This is a genomic window from Nocardiopsis sp. NPDC006938 (genome assembly GCF_042869555.1).
In the GTDB taxonomy this organism is placed as follows: domain Bacteria; phylum Actinomycetota; class Actinomycetes; order Streptosporangiales; family Streptosporangiaceae; genus Nocardiopsis.
The window spans coordinates 236,613-255,546 of record NZ_JBIAGA010000007.1; the positions used below are offsets into that span (position 1 = coordinate 236,613).

Here is an 18,934-nt window from a genome sequence, read left to right on the forward strand (position 1 = left end):
CTCAGCGCTCCGTACGGCCGCCGCCGTTCCCGGCGGTCGACCCCGGACAGGAGCGCAGCGGCGGGCCGGTCACGCCGCAGAACCGCACCGGCTGCTCCTCGCCGAGCGGTTCCACCGCACTGGTCTCCTCGGGCAGGGAACCCCGCCCCGCCGCCTCGGCCGCCTCCGGCATCCGACCGCGCGGCAGCACGAGGGCGCACAACGACGCCACCACGCACAGGCCCGCGAGGATCAGCATGGCCGTGCCGAACCCCGTCGCCAGCGACGCCGAGTGCCCCTGCGACCCCGCCCCCTGGCCTCCGGACCCGCCGATTCCGGCCAGCACCGGTACCGCCGCCACCCCGATCAGCTGCGCGCCCCGGGCGAACGTGTTGTTGACCCCCGACGCCAGCCCCGCGTGCCGCTCCGGAACCGAGGCGAGCACGGTGGCCGTCAGCGGGGCCACGGTCGTGGACAGACCCAGCGCCACCAGCAGCACCCCCGGCAGCACCCCGGTCAGGTACGGGGCGTCGCCGTGCAGCCGGGACAGCACCGCGAACCCGACGGCCAGCAGCAGGGGACCGACCACCAGCTGCGTCCGCGGCCCGATCCGCGAGGCGAGCCTGCCCGATCGCGCCGACAACAGCAGCATCAACAAGGTGATCGGCAACGACGCGGCCCCGGCGGCGACGGGGGAGTAGTCCGCCACCTCCTGGAGGAAGATCACCAACAGGAACAGCAGCGGACCCAGCGAACCGTAGATCAGCACCGTGGCCCCGTTGGTCACGCTGAACGGCAGGGAGCGGAACAGCCCCAGCGGAAGCATGGGGGAGGCGGTGCGCGCCTCCACGAACACGAACACCGCCAGCGCCGCCACACCCACGACCGCGCCGGTCCACACGGCGGGGGTGGGACCCACCGCGCCCCACTGGATCAGCGCGTACGTGACGCCCGCCAACGCCACCACGCCCAGCAGCGCCCCGCCGTAGTCCAAACGCCCCTGGCTGGAGGTGTCCCGCGACTCCGGCACCCGGAACCGGGCGATCAGCAGCACCACGACCGCGACCGGCAGGTTGATGAGGAAGATCAGGCGCCAGTCACCGATCTGCACGAGCCAACCGCCGACGAACGGCCCCACCGCCGCCGCCACACCGGTCAGGCCCGACCACGCGCCGATCGCCCGCGCCCGGTCGTCCTCCCGGAAACCCGCCTGGAGGATGGCCAGGCTCCCCGGGGTCAACAGCGCGCCGCCCACCCCCTGGATCACCCGCCCGGCGACCAGCCACCCCAGGTCCGGCGCGAACGTGCACAGCGCCGACGCCAGCGCGAACACCGTCACACCCGCCATGAACAGCCGCACCCGACCGAACCGGTCCGAGAGCGAGCCGCTCAACAGGATCAGCGCGGAGAGGGTGACCATGTACCCGTTGACGATCCACTGGAGCCCGGCCAACCCCGTGCCGAGGTCCCCCTGGATCGCGGGGAGCGCCACCGTCACCACCGTGGAGTCCAGGAACGCCATCCCCGAACCCAGGACCGTCGCGGTGAGCATCCACCGGGCCGCGGGCGTCCCCCACGCCACCTGACCGGCGGGCACCGGCACCGAACCACTCATACGACACACCTCCCAGGACTACCGCCACCATAGGAGCGGGCCCCCTCCCGGAGGAGGGGGCCCGCGCCGACTTTTCGTCGTCCTGTGCGGTCTTGACCGCCGGCTACTCGCTGGCGAGCGCTCCGGTGATCGAGGTCCCGGCGGCCCGCCGGGCGGGCAGGACCGCGGCCAACAGCCCGGCCAGCACGGCGATCGCGATGAACACCGCGATCTGCGCGACCGGGACGCTGAACACCAGGCCCGGCAGGACCGCGGCACCGGCCGCCCAGCCGAACAGCACGCCCAGGGAGATGCCGATGCCCGCGCCGATCAGGCACAGCAGCACGGCCTCGACGCTCAGCATCCGGCGCAGCTGCCCCTTGCCCAGGCCCAGCGCCCGCAGAAGGGCGGACTCCCGGGTGCGCTCCAGGACGGACAGCGCCATCGTGTTGGAGATACCGAACACCGCGATGATGATCGCCAGGCCCAGCATCGCAGCGATGGAGTAGAAGGCGATGTTCATCATCTCGGAGAACTGGTTCTTCATCTCCGCGACCGACATGACCTGCACCATCGGGTACTCGTCGACCGCCGCGTAGACGGCCTCGCGCACCTGCGCCGCGTCGGCGCCGTCGGCGGCGCGCAGGTGCAGGAACTGGCTGTCCCTGATCTCCGGGAAGGCCGCCGAGAAGTCCTCGGAGGTGACGACCGCGCCCCAGAAGGCGGCACCGTCCTCGGCGATCGCGGCGATCTCCAGATCGAGGTCCCCACTGGGGGCGGGAACGGTGAACGTGTCACCCACGCTCCGGCCCTCCGCGTAGGTCTGGGTCACGACCACCTTGCCCGACTCCAGGTCGGCCAGGTCGCCTTCGACCGTCTCGCCCTTGATGTCGACGCCGATCTCGGCACCGTAGTAGGCCATCACCGGCAGACCCATGGCGGTCGGGTCGGAGTCGTCCTCGATGAAGGTGGAACGCTGCGCCATGACCTTCTCGAGCAGCGGGCTCTCGGACAGCTTCTCCTGGACCTCCTGCGGGACGAGCGCCTCGGTGCTCTCCTCCTCGACCGCGTCCTCGGAGACTCCCTCTTCCGGGCCGGTCTCCTCCACGGGGCCTTCGACGGCACCCTCGACAGGGTCGCCCTCCTGGGCCGCCCGGGCCGCGTCCTCGGGGCCCTCTCCCTCGACGGCGCCCTCGGCACCGTCCTCGGCGCCGTCGACGCCCTCCTCCGGTGCGGCGGCGTTCTGCCCCTCCGGGGCGTACTGGGCGCTGATCTGGTAGTCCACCGGGAACTGCTCGTCGAGCTGCTTGGTCAGCGTGGACTCGAAGGATGTGCTGATCACCGAGTAGCCGGTGATGAGCGTGGCGCCCACCGTCAGCGCGATCATCGCGGTCGCCGCGCGGCGCGGGCTCCGGGTGGAGTTGTCCACCGCCAGCATGCTGGGAACGCCCACCCGCCGCAGCGGGACGCCGACCACCCTGACGATGCCGCGCACCAGCAGGGGACCGAGGACGACCACGCCGACGAAGGCGATCAGGGCGGCACCGGTCACGACGAACAGGCCGTTCGGGTCCGGGCCCATGCCCTGGCTCAGCGCGACCAGCCCGGCGGAGGCGGCGAAGGCCAGCAGGCCGAACACCACGCGCACCCATCCGGTGCCCTTCTCCAGCCCGGAGGCGGTGGCGCTGGTGCGCAGGGCGGCCAGCGGCGCCACACGGGTGGCCCGGGTGGCCGGAACCAGCGCGGAGAACACGGTCATCAGGGTGCCGACCAGCAGGCCCACGATCACGGCGGTCGGGCTGACCACCACGGACGCGGTGACGTCGGACCCCATCAGCTGCCCGCCGAACCGGGCACCGGCCGCGCCGACGCCCACACCGGCCAGCACACCGAGCGCGGAGGCCACCAGGCCCACCACGAACGACTCGCCCAGCACGGAACGGAAGACCTGGCCGCGCTTGGCGCCCACACAACGCAGCAGGGCCAGCTCACGCTGACGCTGCGCGATGAGGATCGCGAAGGTGTTGTAGATGACGATCCCGGCGACGAACATCGCGATGACGCCGAAGAGCAGCAGAGCGACGCGCAGCACCTCGGTCTGGGCGCCCGCGCTCGTGGCCATCTCCTCGCCGAAGGCCGCGCCGGTCTGCACCTCGGTACCGGTCACGGCGGCGACCGCCTCGGCGGCGTCCTCGTCGGTGGAGCCCTCGGCCGCGCGCACGTCGATCTCGGAGTAGCCCGAGGCGCCGGTCATCCCCTGGACGGTGTCCGGGGCGAAGACCACCGCGCCGCCGAAGCTGTAACTCGGGTCGACACCGAAGTCGACCAGGCCGGTGACGGTGAACTCGCGCTTCTCCTGCTCGGGGTCGAGCACCGTGACGGTGTCACCGACCTCGAAGCCGGTCTGGTCGGCGGTCGAGGTGGCCAGCGCGATCTCGTCGTCGGCGGAGGGCAGTTCGCCCTCGTTGGCGGAGAACCGGCTGGTCTCGCCGAACGCGATGGCGGCGGGAGGTGTGAAGCCGAACGCGCGGCCCTCGGCGTCCAGGAGCACGGCCTCGCCCCGGACCAGGCCGTCGGCCCCGGCGACCTCGGGCAGGGCGCGGATCTCGTTCAGCACGGAGTCGGTGAAGGGAACCGGCTCCAGCGGGAAGCCGTCCTCGTCCTCACCCTCCTCCGCCTCGGGGACGGCGATGGCGTCGACGCTGGTCGCCGACCCCATCACGGACTTCTCGTAGCTGGCCTTGAGGGTGTCGGCGAAGACCAGCGTCCCCGACACGAACATGACGCCCAGCAGGATGGCCAGGACGGTGGTGACGTACCGGGACTTGTGGAGCCTGAGCCCGGCGAGTGTGGTGCGGAGCATGGAGGTCAGGCCTCCAGCTTCAGCAGGCGCTCGGAGACGACCTCGGCGGTGGGCGCGTGGACCTCGTCCACCAGGCCGCCGTCCCGCAGGAAGACCACGCGGTCGGCGTAGGAGGCCGCGACCGGGTCGTGCGTCACCATGACGATGGTCTGGTTCAGGTCCTTGGCCGAGTCGCGCAGGAAGGCCAGCACCTCGGCACCCGAACGGGAGTCCAGGTTGCCGGTGGGCTCGTCCGCGTAGACGACCTCGGGGGCGTTGAGCAGGGCGCGGGCGACCGCCACGCGCTGCTGCTGCCCGCCGGAGAGCTTGGTGGGCAGGTGGTCGAGCCGGTCGCGCAGCCCCACCACGTCGATGATGTGGTCGAAGCGCTGCTGGTCGACCTTGCGCTTGGCGATCTGCGAGGGGAGCAGGATGTTCTGCTCGGCGGTCAGCATCGGCAGCAGGTTGAACGACTGGAAGATGAAGCCGATCCGGTCGCGGCGCAGCAGCGTCAGCTCGGCGTCACGCATTCCCGTGATCTGGGTGCGGCCCAGGTGCACGGTGCCGGAGGTGGGGACGTCCAGCCCGGCCAGGCAGTGCATCAGGGTCGACTTGCCCGACCCGGAGGGGCCCATGATCGCGGTGAACGCGCCCCGGTGGAACTCCACGTCCACACCGGCGAGGGCGTGCACCTGGCTGCCGCCGGTGTCGTAGGTCTTGGTGAGCCCCCGAGCCACCACCACCGGCGGGGCTTGGACCGGGGACGTGGGCTTCACAGCGGACTCGGTCACGACGACAACTCCAGAGATCGGGAAAGGCGGGTGCCGGTGAGCGGGGTGGCCCCCGTGCTCCTCGGCGTGTTCCTTCACGCTAGATCCCCGACGCCCTCCGCCACCTCGGCCTCCGGGCTGATCCTCACCCCGGCCAAAGGCATGACATGGGGCGGGTTCGGGACTCCTTCGTCAGGGCCGACCCCCGACTTTCGTAGGGGGTGCGCCCGCCGCGCGCAGCGCCCGCCCGTGCTCGAAACCGCCGTGAACTGCGAGAACGTCGCCAGAGTCACTTTCGTCGGGTCGGCGCTCCGGGTCGGCCGAACGGACGACCCCCGGGCGAGGTGCCACCGTAGACTCTGGCGGATGAAGACGTGGTCGCAGGATCGCCTGCGTGACTTCGGCGCCCTGCTGCGCCACAACTGGCACTGGTGGTGGAAGCGCCGCCTGCGCGTCGCCGACTGGTGCTACGCCCTCTTCACGCTGCCCTTCAGCGGGCTGATGATGCTCGCCGGGACCGCCACCGGCCCGGGGTTGCTGGCCACGCCGTTCGACATGGGCATGGCCCTGGTGGACGATCCCCGCTCCGCCGTCCTCGCGGGCTTCCTCGCCTACGCCCTCCCCGGCACGCTGGCCTCGGTCACGATGCTGTGGCGCCGCAGCAGACCCGCGTGGCTGATGGTCGCCGGGCTGCTCATGCTGGTCCTGTACGGGAACCCCGTCCCCCTCATGGTGGGCCTGTACTCCTACCCCGCGCACTTCAGCGACCGCACGCCCCTCGTCGGCTGGTTCACGGTCTCCCTGCTCAGCCTCGGCGCCCTCTACCACTCCACCCCGGTCGGCTTCGTCGTCCTGGCCGTGTTCTACCTGGTCGTGCCGGTCATCGGCGGACTGTGGATCGGAACCAGGCGCCAGCTCATCGACCGCCTGAAGGAACGGGCCGAACGCCTGGAACGCGAACAGCACATGCTCGCCGAACAGGCCATCGGAGCCGAACGCACCCGCATCGCCCGGGAGATGCACGACGTCGTCGCCCACCGGGTCAGCCTCATGGTCCTGCACGCGGGCGGACTGGAGGTCTCCACCGCCGACCCCCGCACCGTCGAGGCGGCCGGGCTCATCCGCACCACCGGGCGCGAGGCCCTCTCGGAGCTGCGCGGCATCCTCGGGGTGCTGCGCGACGAGGACACCGACACCGCCCCTACCGCACCCCAGCCCGTCCTGGGCGACCTCGAACGGCTCGTCGCCGAGTGGCGCGGGGCCGGGATGCGGGTGAGATGGGAGAAGACCGGGCGGGTCCGGCCCCTGCCCGTCTCCGTCCAGCGCACCGCCTACCGGATCGTGCAGGAGGGGCTCACCAACGCCGCCAAACACGCCACCGGCGCCCCCGTGGAGGTGTGGCTGCACCACGGCGAGGACCGGCTGGAGGTGGAGGTGGCCAACGACCCGGCGACCGCGCCGGTCCACGCGCCGCCGCGCAGCGGGTTCGGCCTGACCGGCCTGCGCGAGCGCGTCGTCCTGGCCGGAGGAGAGCTCAGCTCGGGGGTGTGCCCGGACGGAGGATGGCGATTGCGCGCTATCTTGCCGGTGGGGGAGGACACGGCCCCCGACGCCAACAGCTCCGAAGCCGAGGAAGAGGGCACCGACGGTGATCCGCACGCTCCTGGTCGATGACGAACTCCTGGTCAGGTCCGGCCTGCGGATGATCCTGGAGGCCGACCCCGGGATCGAGGTGGTCGGAGAGGGCAGCGACGGCGAGGAGGCCGTGCGCCTGGCCGAGGAGCTCACCCCCGACGTGGTCCTGCTGGACATCCGCATGCCCGGCACCGACGGACTGGCCGCCGCCGCGCGGCTCAACACCCTGGCGCACGCGCCCCGGGTCGTCCTGCTCACCACCTTCGACCTCGACGAGTACGTGCACGCCGCGCTGCGCGCCGGAGCGGTGGGCTTCCTGCTCAAGGACACCCCGCCCCGGGAACTCATCAACGCGGTGCGCACGGTGTACGAGGGCCACGCGATGCTCGCGCCCAGCGTCACCAAGCGCATGCTCGAACGCTTCGCCTCCCCCGCGCCCGCCGACTCCGCGGCCGGGCGCACCGAGGCCCTGCGCCGGCTCTCGGTGCTCAGCGAGCGTGAACGCCAGGTCCTGGTGGCCGTCGCCGAGGGCAAGTCCAACGCCGAGGTCGGCCGCGCGCTGGACATGCGCGAGACCACCGTCAAGGCGCACGTGAGCCGTATCCTCGCCAAGCTGGAGATGTCCAACCGGGTGCAGGCGGCGATCCTCGCCCACGACGCGGGCTGGGCCTGAGACCCCCGACGGGCACGGGTGACCGGCCTCACCCCGTCGCGCGTACCGAACCGCATCCCCCCGCCACCGGGGGCTGCGCGCCGCCCGCGAACGCCCGGATCGTCCCGGAAGGCGCCCCCACCCGCCTCGGTTGCGTCTACCGGCCGGTAGCTCGGTAACCTGCAAGGCGATCCGCACCCGGAACATCACGTCGTGGCTGTTCAACAGCCGCAGAGAAGAGGAGCCCCTATGTCGCGCTCGGTACTGGTCACCGGTGGCAACCGAGGGATCGGTCTGGCCATCGCCCGTGAGCTCGCGGCTGGTGGGGACAACGTGGCGGTCACCTACCGTTCCGGCGAGCCCCCGGAGGGCCTGCTCGGCGTGCGCTGTGACATCACCGACTCCGCCCAGGTCGACGCCGCCTTCAAGGAGGTCGAGGAGGCCCAGGGCCCCGTGGAGGTGCTCGTCGCCAACGCTGGCGTCACCAAGGACCAGCTGCTCGCCCTCATGAGCGAGGACGACTTCTCCTCCGTCCTGGACACCAACCTCACCGGCTCCTTCCGGGTGGCCAAGCGCGCCGTGCGCGGCATGATGCGCAAGCGCTTCGGCCGCATCGTCCTCATCTCCTCCGTCGTGGGCCTGCTCGGCTCCGGCGGCCAGGCCAACTACGCCGCCTCCAAGGCCGGTCTCGTCGGCTTCGGGCGCTCCCTCGCCCGCGAGCTGGGCTCCCGGAACATCACCGTGAACGTCGTCGCCCCCGGCTTCATCGAGACCGACATGACCGCCGCCCTCAGCGAGGACCGCCAGGCGGAGATCAAGAAGAACGTCCCGCTGGGCCGTCTCGGCTCCACCGACGACATCGCCAAGACGGTGGGCTTCCTCACCGGTCCCGGCGGCGGCTACGTCACCGGCGCCGTGATCCCCGTCGACGGCGGACTGGGCATGGGCCACTGAGCCGGAACGACCACCAGCCCCACCCCAGCCACACACAGGACGGACCATCCCACCATGGGAATCCTCGAAGGTAAGCGCATCCTCGTCACCGGGGTGCTCACCGACTCCTCCATCGGCTTCCACATCGCCCGCCTCGCCCAGGAGCAGGGCGCCACGGTCGTGCTCACCGGCTACGGACGCATGGGCCTGGTGCGGCGCATCGCCAAGCGCCTACCCGAGACACCGCCCGTCCTGGAGCTGGACGTCACCGACGACCAGCACCTGGCGAGCCTGGCCGAGCGGGTCGGCGAACACGTCGACGGTCTCGACGGGATCGTGCACTCCATCGGCTTCACCCCCCAGGGGGCCCTGGGCGGCAACTTCCTCAACACCGAGTGGAACGACGTCGCCCAGGCGATGCACACCTCCACGTTCTCGCTGAAGTCGCTGACCACCGCGCTGCTGCCCCTCATGGACAAGGGCGGATCGGTCGTCGCCCTGGACTTCGACAACAGCGTCTCCTACCCGGTCTACGACTGGATGGGCGTGGCCAAGTCGGCGCTGACCTCCACCGCGCGCTACCTGGCCCGCTACGTGGGGGACCGGAACATCCGGGTCAACCTCGTCTCGGCGGGTCCGCTGAGCACCATGGCGGCCCGCAGCATCCCCGGGTTCGAGGAACTGGCGCGGCACTGGCCGGAGCGGGCGCCGCTCGGCTGGGACGTGAGCGACCCCGAGCCCGCCGCGAAGGCGGTCGTGGCCCTGCTGTCCGACTGGTTCCCGGCCACCACCGGCGAGATCGTGCACGTCGACGGCGGGTTCCACTCCACCGGAGCCTGATCCGTGGGCGGTGCCCCGAGCGGGGCGCCGCCCACACGTGTGTTCGCCGCACCGGTACCATCTGCCCCGCCGGTACACGTGTGGGAACCGGCGGCACGGTGTCGTTTCGGAAGGCGGACGGTATGGATCTGGGACTGTCGGGAGCGCGGGTCGTGGTGACCGGGGCCAGCAGGGGGATCGGCCGCGCCATCGCCCAGGTGTTCGCCGAGGAGGGCGCCGACCTGGCGATCTGCGCGCGCGGCCCGGAGGCCCTCGGGGAGGCGGCGCGCGAGCTGTCCGCGACCGGCGCGAAGGTGTTCACCCGCGCCCTGGACGTCACCGACCACATCGCGCTGCCGTCGTTCGTGAACGACGCCGCCTCCGAGCTGGGCGGCCTCGACGTGCTGGTCTCCAACGTGTCCGGGGGGAGCGCGCCGACCCCCGACCAGTGGGAGCGGGGGTTCAACGCGGACCTCATGCCGTTCGTGCGCCTCACCGAGGCGGCGCGGCCCTTCCTCATCGGTTCCGAGCGCGGCGCCGTGGTGCTGGTCTCCACCACCTCGGCCCTGCACGTGACGACGCCCGCCGGAGCCCGCTCCTACGGCGCGGTGAAGGCGGCCCTGAACCACCACGCGTCGTCGCTCGCCCGCGAGTGGGCGCCGGACGGCGTGCGCGTCAACACGGTCTCGCCGGGGCCCATCGAGTTCCCCGGCGGCGGCTGGGAGCGGCGCCGCGACAGCGACCCGGACTTCTACGAGAGCGTGCGCGAGCGCGTCCCCTACGGCCGCCTGGGCCGCCCGGAGGAGGTGGCCCGTTCGGTGGCCTTCCTCGCCAGCCCCGCCGCCACCTACGTCACCGGCCAGAACCTGGTCGTCGACGGCGGCTTCCTCGACCAGGTTTGACCCGGCCAGGCCCTCCCGGGCAGTCGGCCCCACCCGGGCGTCCTGTGGGCGCCCGGGTTTCCCATGCGCGGAGACCATCGGATGAGAAGTCCGGCGCCCGGGTGTCGCCCCGTGTCGAGTGTCCGGCGCCATCCGAGTACGGCACAGTCATGTGCCGCGTCGTGTCGCCCGCTGACGTCCCGGTCCAGAACTGCGGAGCACAAACGGAGCACACACGGGCCGATGGCGGCGTCCGAAGGCACCTCGCGAGGTTCTCGGTGCACTCGCCGCTACTCGGATCTTCGGCGAAGAGTGTTATCCAGTTCTCGAAACCCACACCTTTGTGCCGTTTCTCTGATACAGACTTCCCTCCATGGCCGGGATGACTTCATGTAGGGCACAATCAGCAGCATGGTAGCTAGACTGACGCGGATTGTGCCCACTGTGGTCGCTGTAGGGTCCGCACTCGCAGTTGTGGGTGCGTTGGGGGCAGCATTATGGCTGGGTGGAGGACCGGCCAGCCGTTCGGGTTGGGAAGCTGGCGGATGGGTCGCTGGCATTGTGGCAGCTCTAGCATTGCCCGTGGGAGCACTCAGTTGGGTTGTCCGACGCTCTTCGTGGGCCGCTGAGGCACCGACTACCGCTGACCTCGATCAGGTCAAGGACAGGCTAGCCGGTCATTTGAAGCAGCAGTGGGAGCGTGAGGCTAAAATTCGCCTTCTGCACGATCCAGTCCCGATGCCAGTGCGCTGGCAACTCACCGGACGCCAGGAACTCATGGATCGGACTACTAATGTCTTGGGGATAGGAGAGACCTCCTTCGAGGGAACCAGTGACAACATCGATGCCCTGGCTGATCGGTTCCGGGCTCTACCCCGTCAGCGCCTCGCTATCCTGGGTGGGCCGGGGAGTGGTAAAACCACTCTGGCAATGCAGCTCTTATTGCGCCTGTTAGTAGACTGGACTAGGGAAAAGGAAGGGCCGGTGCCTGTGCTGGTGTCCATGGCTGGATGGGACACCGATGAGCATCCCACCCTGGCTTCCTGGCTAACCCACCGACTGGACCAAGACATTCCCTTCCTTCGGGCTTCCGCTCTAGGAAAGAAAACTGCTCACCATCTGGCCACACGCGGTGCACTTCTACCGGTGCTCGACGGGCTTGACGAACTTCCAGAGGGGTCACGTTCAGCAGTGGTTTCAGCCCTGAACAGGTCCTTGGGAGATGGTCCGCTAATCTTGGCAAGTCGTTATAGCGAGTTCGCTGCATCGGTGGCTGAGGCTGGTGATGTTCTTGCCTCGACCGCTGTCGTGATGCCTAGAGAGCTGCACCCGGATGACGCTGCTAAGTACCTGGAGAAATGCCTGCGCACGCGTCATCAGCAGCAGAAGTGGGAAGCGGTCCTGGCTCATCTCCGAAGCCCGCGTGTTTCGCGCGAGCTTCGTTCTTCACTCCGCTTAATCACCGCCACCCCTCTAGGTCTATGGCTAGTCCGCTCCGTTTATCTCGACAGCGGGGCAGACCCCGCCCCGCTCCTTGGCAGTGAACGCTTTCCTACTAGAGAGGTACTCGAAGCAGCTCTGCTTGACTGGATCATCGAAGCTGTGATCAAAACGTACGGGGAACAGAAAAATGAAAATGGCAGCCTAGATCTGCCATTTATGGATCGCGAGGGGTACGACTCAGGGAAAGTCCGTGATCGACTAGCATATCTCGCCCACATGCTCAGTCGCACCTCAGCTAAGGGGGAGCTTTCGGCCACACGGAACCTGGCCTGGTGGGAGTTGGGTCCCCGTGTCTTTCCTGGGGGTCGGACGTGGCGGGAACGGGTATCTTTCCGGATTTTTTTAGGAGGGCTGCTTGGACTATCCGGATTCTTGTTCGGGATGATTTTTTTCGCTTTTGTTGGGGGAATCCACTCCGGGTTGCGCAGTGCTCTCATGGGGGGTCTATTTGGCGGATTTATTCTTGGCTCTGCGAACGCTCTACTGAACACGGTGGACCGCAAGGAGTACCTACTGTGGTCAGCCAAGGGTCCAGGGTACGCGAACCTCGAGCTCACTGGTCGGCTCCGAGGCTTGGTCCGACACCTTATGCGTAGCATGGTTCGTTCCGGTGTCGTGGCTTTCCTGCTTTACGGTTCTCTGCTGGGGTTCGTGGCATTGCAAGAGGGAGGCGCTGGTGCTGGTATTATAGTGGGCATTTTTGGCGGCCTTTTTGCTGTTTTTTGCATAGTTCCTACGCTCGGTTTTGTGGGTGGAATATTTGATTGGATACAGAACTCCTCTCTCGAGGGAAAGGTTAATTCTCCAGTTTCCTCCTGGCGGGAAGATCGATCCCTCAACCTCGTGCGCGGGGTGGTGTGGGGTATGGTGTTCGGATTTGGGGGAGGTGTGCTATTTGGATTATTCGCTGGTCCATGGTGGGGTGTGACTGTGGGATTTTTTTTCGCGCACATATTTGGGACAAGGCTCGTGCTTAGCCGGAATGACCACTCAGCCTGGCCGTCCTACGTCGTTGCCACGTACTATCTCGCCTGGAAACGGCGGCTACCCCGACGCCTCATGGCCTTCCTCGACGATGCGCATCGCGTCGGCCTCTTGCGCACTGTCGGCCCGATTTACCAGTTTCGCCATGCCCGGTTACAGGACTACCTTGCACAGACCTATCGGGAGCAAGCAAGGCCCAGTCGGTCGGCTCCCACCTCTGGCTCTATTCCCCAGACGCTGGATCAAGGGGTGTAGCTCACGATCTTGGTGGTGGGTGCGGGGAAAGCCGCGGTGTCTACCGGGATCGCCTCCGGTCACTCGCCACCACCTCTCACCCGAGGATCGAGAAGCGACGTCTCCTCCGTGTGGTGCGCCTCTAGACTCTGGCTCATGCCGAGAAGCCTGTATCTGGTGTTGTCCGGAGCCCCCGCGCCGGAAGGGGTGACCGAACTTGTCCAGGCCCTCCACGGCCACGGCTGGCACGTGACGGTGCTGTCCACCCCGACGGGCGCGGACTTCCACGACCAAGACCAGCTCGCAGAACTGACGGGCGAACCGGTCCGCGTGGCGTTCCGGACGCCTGGGCAGGGCAAACCCCTTCCTCCCGCCGATGTGGTGTTGGCTTGTCCGCTGACCTTCAACTCCACGAACAAGTTCGCCCAGGGGCTGGCGGACAACTTCGCGATCGCCCTGCTGTGCGAGATGGTCGGATACGGGGTACCGACCGTGGTGGTGCCGCACTGCAAACCCCAGCTCGCCACCCACCCGGCCTTTGCCCGATCCTTGGAGACCCTGCGCTCGATGGAGCCGGTCACCGTCCTGCACGACCCCGACGCCCCCTACGAGAACCGTCTGCCCTCCTGGCAGCAGGTCATCGACACCGTCAACCGCCTCTGACCGAAAGGCACAGCGTGGACCCCGCCACTCGAGGCCAGACGATCAAACGTGCCCGACGACAGCACGGCTACTCCCAGAGCGTGCTCGCCGGACTCGTGGGACGCTCCGAGTCCTGGCTCTCCCAGGTCGAACGCGGCATCTTGTCGGTGGACTCCCACGAAATCCTCACCCGCCTGGCCCGCGTCCTGCGCCTGGACCTGACCGAGCTGACCGGAACCGAAACCGAGGCGGTCACCGACATGCGCTACGACGCCGCCCGCGCGATCGAGCGGGCCATGATGCGCTACTCCACCCTGGAAACCATCGTCGCCGAGACCGGCAGCGAACCCCGCATCGACCCCGCCTCGCTCTCGGTTCAGGCGCACCAGACCTACGCCGCCTACCAAGCGGCCCGCTACGACGAGGTCGGACGCCGCCTGCCCCAGCTCATCCGCGAGGCCGAAGCCGCCGCCCACACCCCCGGCTGCGACCGGCCCGCCGTGTGCTCAGCCCGAGCCATGGTCTACAACACCACAGCCGCCCTACTGCGCCGGGTCGGGGAGAAGGACCTGGCCTGGCAGGCCGCCGACCGCGCCATGTCCGCCGCCGAGTGGGCCGACCAAACGCTGCTGACCGCAGTGGGCGCCTACCGACTGGCGTACGTGTTCATCTCGCGCGGGCGGCCCGCTGAAGCGGCGGAGCTGGCGATGGGCGCGGCCTCAGCGCTGGAGCGCCGCATGCGCCCCGGAACCCCCGAAGAGCTGAGCGTCTACGGCGGACTCCACCTCGCCGCCGCCACAGCCGCCGCTGCGGAGTTCGACCGTGCGGCGGTACCGCGCTTCCTAGGCCAGGCCCGCCGTGCTGCGGTCCGTTTGGGCGGTGACCACAACCTGTACGGGACCGCTTTCGGTCCGACAAACGTGGCCATCCACACCATCAGCACTGCCGTCGCGATCGGTGACGCCCGCGCCGCTGTGGAAGCGGGGGAGGACCTGGAGGTGGGTACGCTGCCTGCGGGTCTGGTTGGTCGGCGGGCCCAGGTCTGTTTGGACCTGGCCCGCGCCTACACCCAGCGCCGCCAGGACGCCGCAGCGGTCCACACCCTGCTGGACGCCGAACGGCTCGCCCCCGAACTCATCCGCTACCACCCCGGAACAGCCGGGGTGCTGACCGAACTGCTGCGCAGGGAGCACCGGCGTTCAACACCGGAACTGCGCCCTCTGGCCAGCAGGGCCGGGGTGGCCTGAGCCAACCCGCAAATTCCTGCGGGTCTTTTACCCTCCTGCGGCTGTGGAATCGTGCGCTGTCCGCGTCTTACGGTCACCGCATGTCACTCTCCCACTGCTCCCGACCCGCCGGGCGATCACCACTTCCCGCCTCGATTCCTCAGCAGCGACACCTCGGCCAACACCCTCTTCAACAGGGCGGGGCTGACCATCGGCTCGGTCGGCCTGTCGCATGCCCCCTGTTCGGTCTGCAGGAGGTGGCGGCGTGGCACAGGTGATCGAGGTGGACGTGGACCGGTTTCGCGCCCACAAGGCCCAGTCCGTGCAACGGCTTCCTCGGCGCACGAGCGATCCGCGCGCGAACACCCCGATCGCCACCAACACCGCCCAACCGCAGCAGGCGGCAGCGGTCAACCTGCCTGGAGAACCGGAGCAGGCCGCGGTGATGCGACGACGCATCCGCTCCCGGGCTGGTGCCCTCGGTTCAGCGACAGAGGCGTTGGTGCTGTTGGCCGATGAGCTCTTCACGAACGCCTTGCGCCATACCCGCAGCGGAGAGCCTGGCGGCGAGGTGACGGTGGCTCTTTTCAAACTCCCCGACCGATTCCAGGTCAAGGTTACCGACCAGGGGCCACGGGAAGGCGAGCCCGTCTTCCCCTGCCCACGCCCGCTGGATGCGTGTACCGAGGGAGGGTTCGGCCTGCACCTGGTCGCCGCCGAGGCGAGCCGGTGGGGCACCCTCCAGGAGAACGGTCGCACCACCGTGTGGTTCGAGATCGACCGCCGAGCAAGACGGATCTGATCCCTCATGTCCTGGACGCGCGCCGACGACACGCGTTTCTACGCCGATGCCGAACGCCTCGAGCACCACCTCGGAGCTGACTGGGTGGTTCTGTGGGGGCCGGGATCGCGGCGCTTCTGGGCCTTCGCCCGAGGAGGTTGTGCCCCTCTGATCTTGTCCGATCCCACGCTCGAAGGCCTGCGCCAGCAGGTTCGCAACGTCGGCCATCGGCTAACGCGCCGGACCTACGCCGCGACGCACACCCTTGAGACCGCGCGGCTCACCCAGCCTCCCCATAGCCGTTGACCTGCGCCCCACCGGCCTGCCCTGGCCACTCTCGACTTCCTCCCGCGAGAAGGTGCCGTGATAGCCCCTCACTTCCACTCGGTGATCCTGCAACCCACCACGCTGTGCAACCTCAACTGCTCCTACTGCTACCTGCCGGTCCACGAACGCAAGACCCGCACCGAGATGCCGATCGAGGTCGCCCAAGCCCTCGCCGCCGGCATCGATACACAGAACACGAGCGAGGTCGTGGACGTGGTCTGGCACGGAGGCGAACCCCTCACCACACGCCGAGACCACTTCCGCGACCTCGTGGAAGCGTTCGAGCCCCTGCTCCGAGAAGGCCGGATCCGCCACTGCGTGCAGACCAACGCCACCCTCATCGATGACGCCTGGTGCGACTTCTTCACCAGATACGACTTCCGGGTCGGAGTGAGCATCGACGGCCCCGCGGCGGCGAATCTGTCCAGAGCGGATTGGTCCAACCGACCCGCCTTCTCCCGCGTGGAACGCGGCATCTCCCACCTCCGAGCCCACGGGATCGACTTCACCGCCATCTGCGTCGTCACTGCACAGACCATCACTCACCCCCACACCCTGCTCGACTTCTTCGAAGGCCTGGGCGCCAAGAGCGTCGGCTTCAACATCGAAGAACTCGAAGGCGCCAACGACACCCGCCAGCACGTCGACCCCGCCCACGTCCGCTGCTTCTGGCGCACGATGTTCGACCGCATCGACAACGGCAGCACCCTTCGCGCCCGCGAGGCCGACCGACTCCTGGGCTACCTGGCCGACGTGAGAGCCGGGCGCAAAGACCGCTGGGAAACCGCACTGATCGACCCCATCCCCACCATCGGGACCAACGGCGACGTGGTCGTGCTCTCCCCAGAACTACTCGGCGTCAAGGACGACCAGTACGACAACTTCGTCCTGGGCAACGTCCTGAGTGAGCAACTGCCCACCATCCTCGCCCGAGCCCCACACGCCGCCTACGTCCGCGAACACCTGGACGGCGTGCGCCAATGCCGCCGAACATGCGAGTTCTTCACCTTCTGCCAAGGCGGACAGGCCTCCAACAAGTACTTCGAAACCGGCCGCTTCACCACCACCGAAACCACCTACTGCCGCAACGCCAAACAAGAACTCGTCCGCGCCCTGGGCGAGAAGATGGGAGTGTGACCGATGACGACTCTGGCCGGACTGGAAGCATCCGAGCGGGCCGCCGACCTGATCGACCGGCTCCAACCGACCACCCCCGTGGGGTTGTTCGACAACCGCGACACCTGGGACAACGTCGGTGGAGGCCCCTGGGACAACCGTTCGACGTGGGACAACTGGAAGAAGTAGGGGAAGCCTGTGCAGACCGCCGAGATCCGGGGCGCGAAAGTGCTCCTGCCCAGCGACGACGAGCCGACGGTGCGCGCCTGGCCCTACCCCAATCCGCTGGAGCAGGAGAAGGTCGCCAACATCCACTTCACCTCCCTCGACCTGACCTCACACCGCCTGGTCGACACCATCCTGAACCGGTGCCGGTTCACCGGCTCACGGCTGATGGGAGTGTCACTGGCGCGCGTTTCGATGACTGACGTGCTCTTCGAAGGCTGCCAGTTCGACTACGCCAGCTGGGAGCAGGTCAAGGTCACCGGTGATGTGGCGTTCGTCGGCTGCTCCTTCAAGGAAGCCGAGATCATCGGAAGCGACCTGCGCGATGCGGTCTTCGACGACTGCACCTTCGCCGCGGACATCAAGAACACCAAGATGTCCGGCGCCGACCTGCGCGGCAGCGACCTGTCCAACCTGTCCGGGCTGGCCTCGCTCCACGGCGCGAAGGTGACCGAGATCCAGCTCCGACAGCTCAGCGAGGTCATGATCCGCGATTTGGACCTCACGATCGCGGAAATCCCGCTGTAGGCGCGGCAGCACCAGCAAGAAACGAGGGGCTTCACCCAAATAAACCGGGCGAGGCCCCTCGGCGTTTACACCCAGCGGGCATTCCCTGACTGGCCTTACGGGTGTGCCTTCGCCCAGGTCCGTGACGCTTTTCCGCAGAACGGACTTGAAGAGCCTCGCTCGCCCAAGCGAACATCAACCAGCCCCGCACGAACAGCGCATTCCTTGCGGGCTTTAGGGGCTTTTGTGCCCTTTGTGTGGTGTGGGTGGGAAGCGCAGTTTCGGATGGCGTACGCCCCCGGGGCCATTGACACCCAACCAGGCCACACCTTGATGGAGAACGAAGAAGTGGAGGCGCCCCGACACGGTGCTACCAACACCGCGCCGGGGCTGAATCCCCACCTGGAATCAGCAGGAGGAGATCGTGGAAAAGCATAGCGGGCGGCACCGCAAGCGCCGACAGGGTTGGGGCGAGCACCTGCGTTGGGTACTGGGGGCGGTGCTCGCCGCCGTGTTCTGCAGCCCGACCGGGCAGAGCACTCGACCCGTGACCGAGGCGCGTCAACCACTGCCGGCGTGGCGTCCGGCCCAAGGTCGTGGACCTGGTCTGGGCGGGACTGCTTCTTCAAGGACCGAGATCATCGGAAGCGACCTGTCGAACCTGTCCGGGCTGGCCTCGCAGCACGGCGCGAAGGTGACCGAGATCCAGCTGCGACAGTTGAGCGTGGTCATGATCCGCGATTTGGATCTCACAATCGCGGAAATCCCGTTGTAGCGGCGATCACCCCCACCAGAAATAGGGGGGTCTTGCCCAGGCCCCTCGGGCGGCCCCTTCGCTGATCGGTGTTCGGGTCGGGATCTCGGAGGCCGATCATTGCTACTAGCCGTCCGGTTGCTCAATGAGACCAGGCATGCGTCTTAGTGATCATCTGTGAGGTTGCCGTCGGGTGATGCTGCGACTGGGGAGCGCAGGAGAACACATAGCCCTCAAACACGGCGAGGACCTCCTCGGAGATCCTCGCGTACCCCGTCTGAACTAGGGTGAGAAGTCCTGCGCCCGGCTGGCGTCCCGTGGCACTTCGTGTCGTTCCATCCCGCGTCAGTTCCCTGGTGGCGAACTTCAGAAAAGAGTTTCGGGAAGTTCGGTACTTCCGACCCGCGCGCCGTTCTCGATCGGCAGTCCTGCTTCTAGTCGTTTGCGCCACCCCTTCGGGGGAGGCCAAGGAACTCCCCATGCTGCCAATTGGTCTCGGGTCCAACCGCCAGCGGGAGTACGGGCTGCGT

Annotated in this window: 16 protein-coding genes; 13 read left to right on the forward strand and 3 right to left on the reverse strand. The window is 68.3% G+C overall.

Translation table 11 applies throughout. The annotated features are described in order from the left end of the window. Position 1: 1 nt before the first annotated feature. The 3 genes from ACFYL4_RS13820 to ACFYL4_RS13830 all read right to left on the reverse strand — a co-directional run bounded on the left by ACFYL4_RS13820 (position 2) and on the right by ACFYL4_RS13830 (position 5,206). A complete protein-coding gene (locus tag ACFYL4_RS13820; protein WP_387518581.1) occupies positions 2-1,594 on the reverse strand; it encodes an MFS transporter in 1,593 nt (530 codons plus the stop codon). A 103-nt stretch (positions 1,595-1,697) separates the two neighbouring features. After that, positions 1,698-4,436, reverse strand: coding sequence for an ABC transporter permease (locus ACFYL4_RS13825; RefSeq protein WP_387518583.1), 2,739 nt, complete (start codon positions 4,434-4,436; stop codon positions 1,698-1,700). Positions 4,437-4,441: 5 nt separating this feature from the next. Continuing rightward, complete coding sequence (locus ACFYL4_RS13830) at positions 4,442-5,206, reverse strand: ABC transporter ATP-binding protein (RefSeq protein ID WP_387518584.1); 765 nt, start codon at positions 5,204-5,206, stop codon at positions 4,442-4,444. A gap of 345 nt (positions 5,207-5,551) precedes the next feature. Between ACFYL4_RS13830 and ACFYL4_RS13835 the strand changes: the two genes are divergently transcribed. From ACFYL4_RS13835 to ACFYL4_RS13895, 13 genes are all read left to right on the forward strand, one after another. Beyond that, entirely contained in the window at positions 5,552-6,859 is a 1,308-nt protein-coding gene (locus ACFYL4_RS13835) for a sensor histidine kinase (protein ID WP_387518585.1), read from the forward strand. Next, the gene (locus ACFYL4_RS13840; RefSeq protein WP_387518586.1) at positions 6,834-7,493 is read left to right on the forward strand and encodes a response regulator; all 660 of its coding nucleotides are present in this window, start codon (positions 6,834-6,836) and stop codon (positions 7,491-7,493) included. Before ACFYL4_RS13835 ends, ACFYL4_RS13840 begins: the two co-directional genes overlap by 26 nt. 228 nt (positions 7,494-7,721) lie before the next feature. Continuing rightward, positions 7,722-8,426, forward strand: a complete 705-nt coding sequence (fabG, locus tag ACFYL4_RS13845) for a 3-oxoacyl-ACP reductase FabG (protein WP_357768680.1) — start codon at positions 7,722-7,724, stop codon at positions 8,424-8,426. A gap of 54 nt (positions 8,427-8,480) precedes the next feature. Continuing rightward, the gene (gene fabI, locus ACFYL4_RS13850; protein WP_357768678.1) at positions 8,481-9,245 is read left to right on the forward strand and encodes an enoyl-ACP reductase FabI; all 765 of its coding nucleotides are present in this window, start codon (positions 8,481-8,483) and stop codon (positions 9,243-9,245) included. Positions 9,246-9,367: 122 nt separating this feature from the next. After that, complete coding sequence (locus tag ACFYL4_RS13855; protein WP_357768676.1) at positions 9,368-10,126, forward strand: SDR family oxidoreductase; 759 nt, start codon at positions 9,368-9,370, stop codon at positions 10,124-10,126. Between the two features lie 756 nt (positions 10,127-10,882). Next, positions 10,883-12,847 (forward strand): NACHT domain-containing protein, encoded by a 1,965-nt coding sequence (locus tag ACFYL4_RS13860; RefSeq protein WP_387518631.1) that lies wholly within the window; start codon positions 10,883-10,885, stop codon positions 12,845-12,847. A gap of 135 nt (positions 12,848-12,982) precedes the next feature. After that, complete coding sequence (locus tag ACFYL4_RS13865; protein ID WP_387518587.1) at positions 12,983-13,489, forward strand: flavoprotein; 507 nt, start codon at positions 12,983-12,985, stop codon at positions 13,487-13,489. A gap of 14 nt (positions 13,490-13,503) precedes the next feature. Further along, entirely contained in the window at positions 13,504-14,715 is a 1,212-nt protein-coding gene (locus tag ACFYL4_RS13870; RefSeq protein WP_387518588.1) for a helix-turn-helix domain-containing protein, read from the forward strand. Positions 14,716-14,959: 244 nt separating this feature from the next. Continuing rightward, positions 14,960-15,496, forward strand: a complete 537-nt coding sequence (locus tag ACFYL4_RS13875) for an ATP-binding protein (RefSeq protein ID WP_387518589.1) — start codon at positions 14,960-14,962, stop codon at positions 15,494-15,496. Positions 15,497-15,838: 342 nt separating this feature from the next. Continuing rightward, positions 15,839-16,939 (forward strand): cyclophane-forming radical SAM peptide maturase AmcB, encoded by a 1,101-nt coding sequence (gene amcB / locus ACFYL4_RS13880; RefSeq protein WP_387518590.1) that lies wholly within the window; start codon positions 15,839-15,841, stop codon positions 16,937-16,939. A 3-nt stretch (positions 16,940-16,942) separates the two neighbouring features. Further along, positions 16,943-17,107 carry a multiple cyclophane-containing RiPP AmcA gene (gene amcA / locus ACFYL4_RS13885; RefSeq protein WP_387518591.1) on the forward strand — a complete coding sequence of 55 codons (165 nt, stop codon included), beginning with the start codon at positions 16,943-16,945 and terminating at the stop codon, positions 17,105-17,107. Between the two features lie 9 nt (positions 17,108-17,116). Continuing rightward, positions 17,117-17,671 (forward strand): pentapeptide repeat-containing protein, encoded by a 555-nt coding sequence (locus ACFYL4_RS13890; RefSeq protein ID WP_387518592.1) that lies wholly within the window; start codon positions 17,117-17,119, stop codon positions 17,669-17,671. Between the two features lie 403 nt (positions 17,672-18,074). Next, the gene (locus ACFYL4_RS13895) at positions 18,075-18,425 is read left to right on the forward strand and encodes a hypothetical protein (protein WP_387518593.1); all 351 of its coding nucleotides are present in this window, start codon (positions 18,075-18,077) and stop codon (positions 18,423-18,425) included. Positions 18,426-18,934 lie beyond the last annotated feature (509 nt).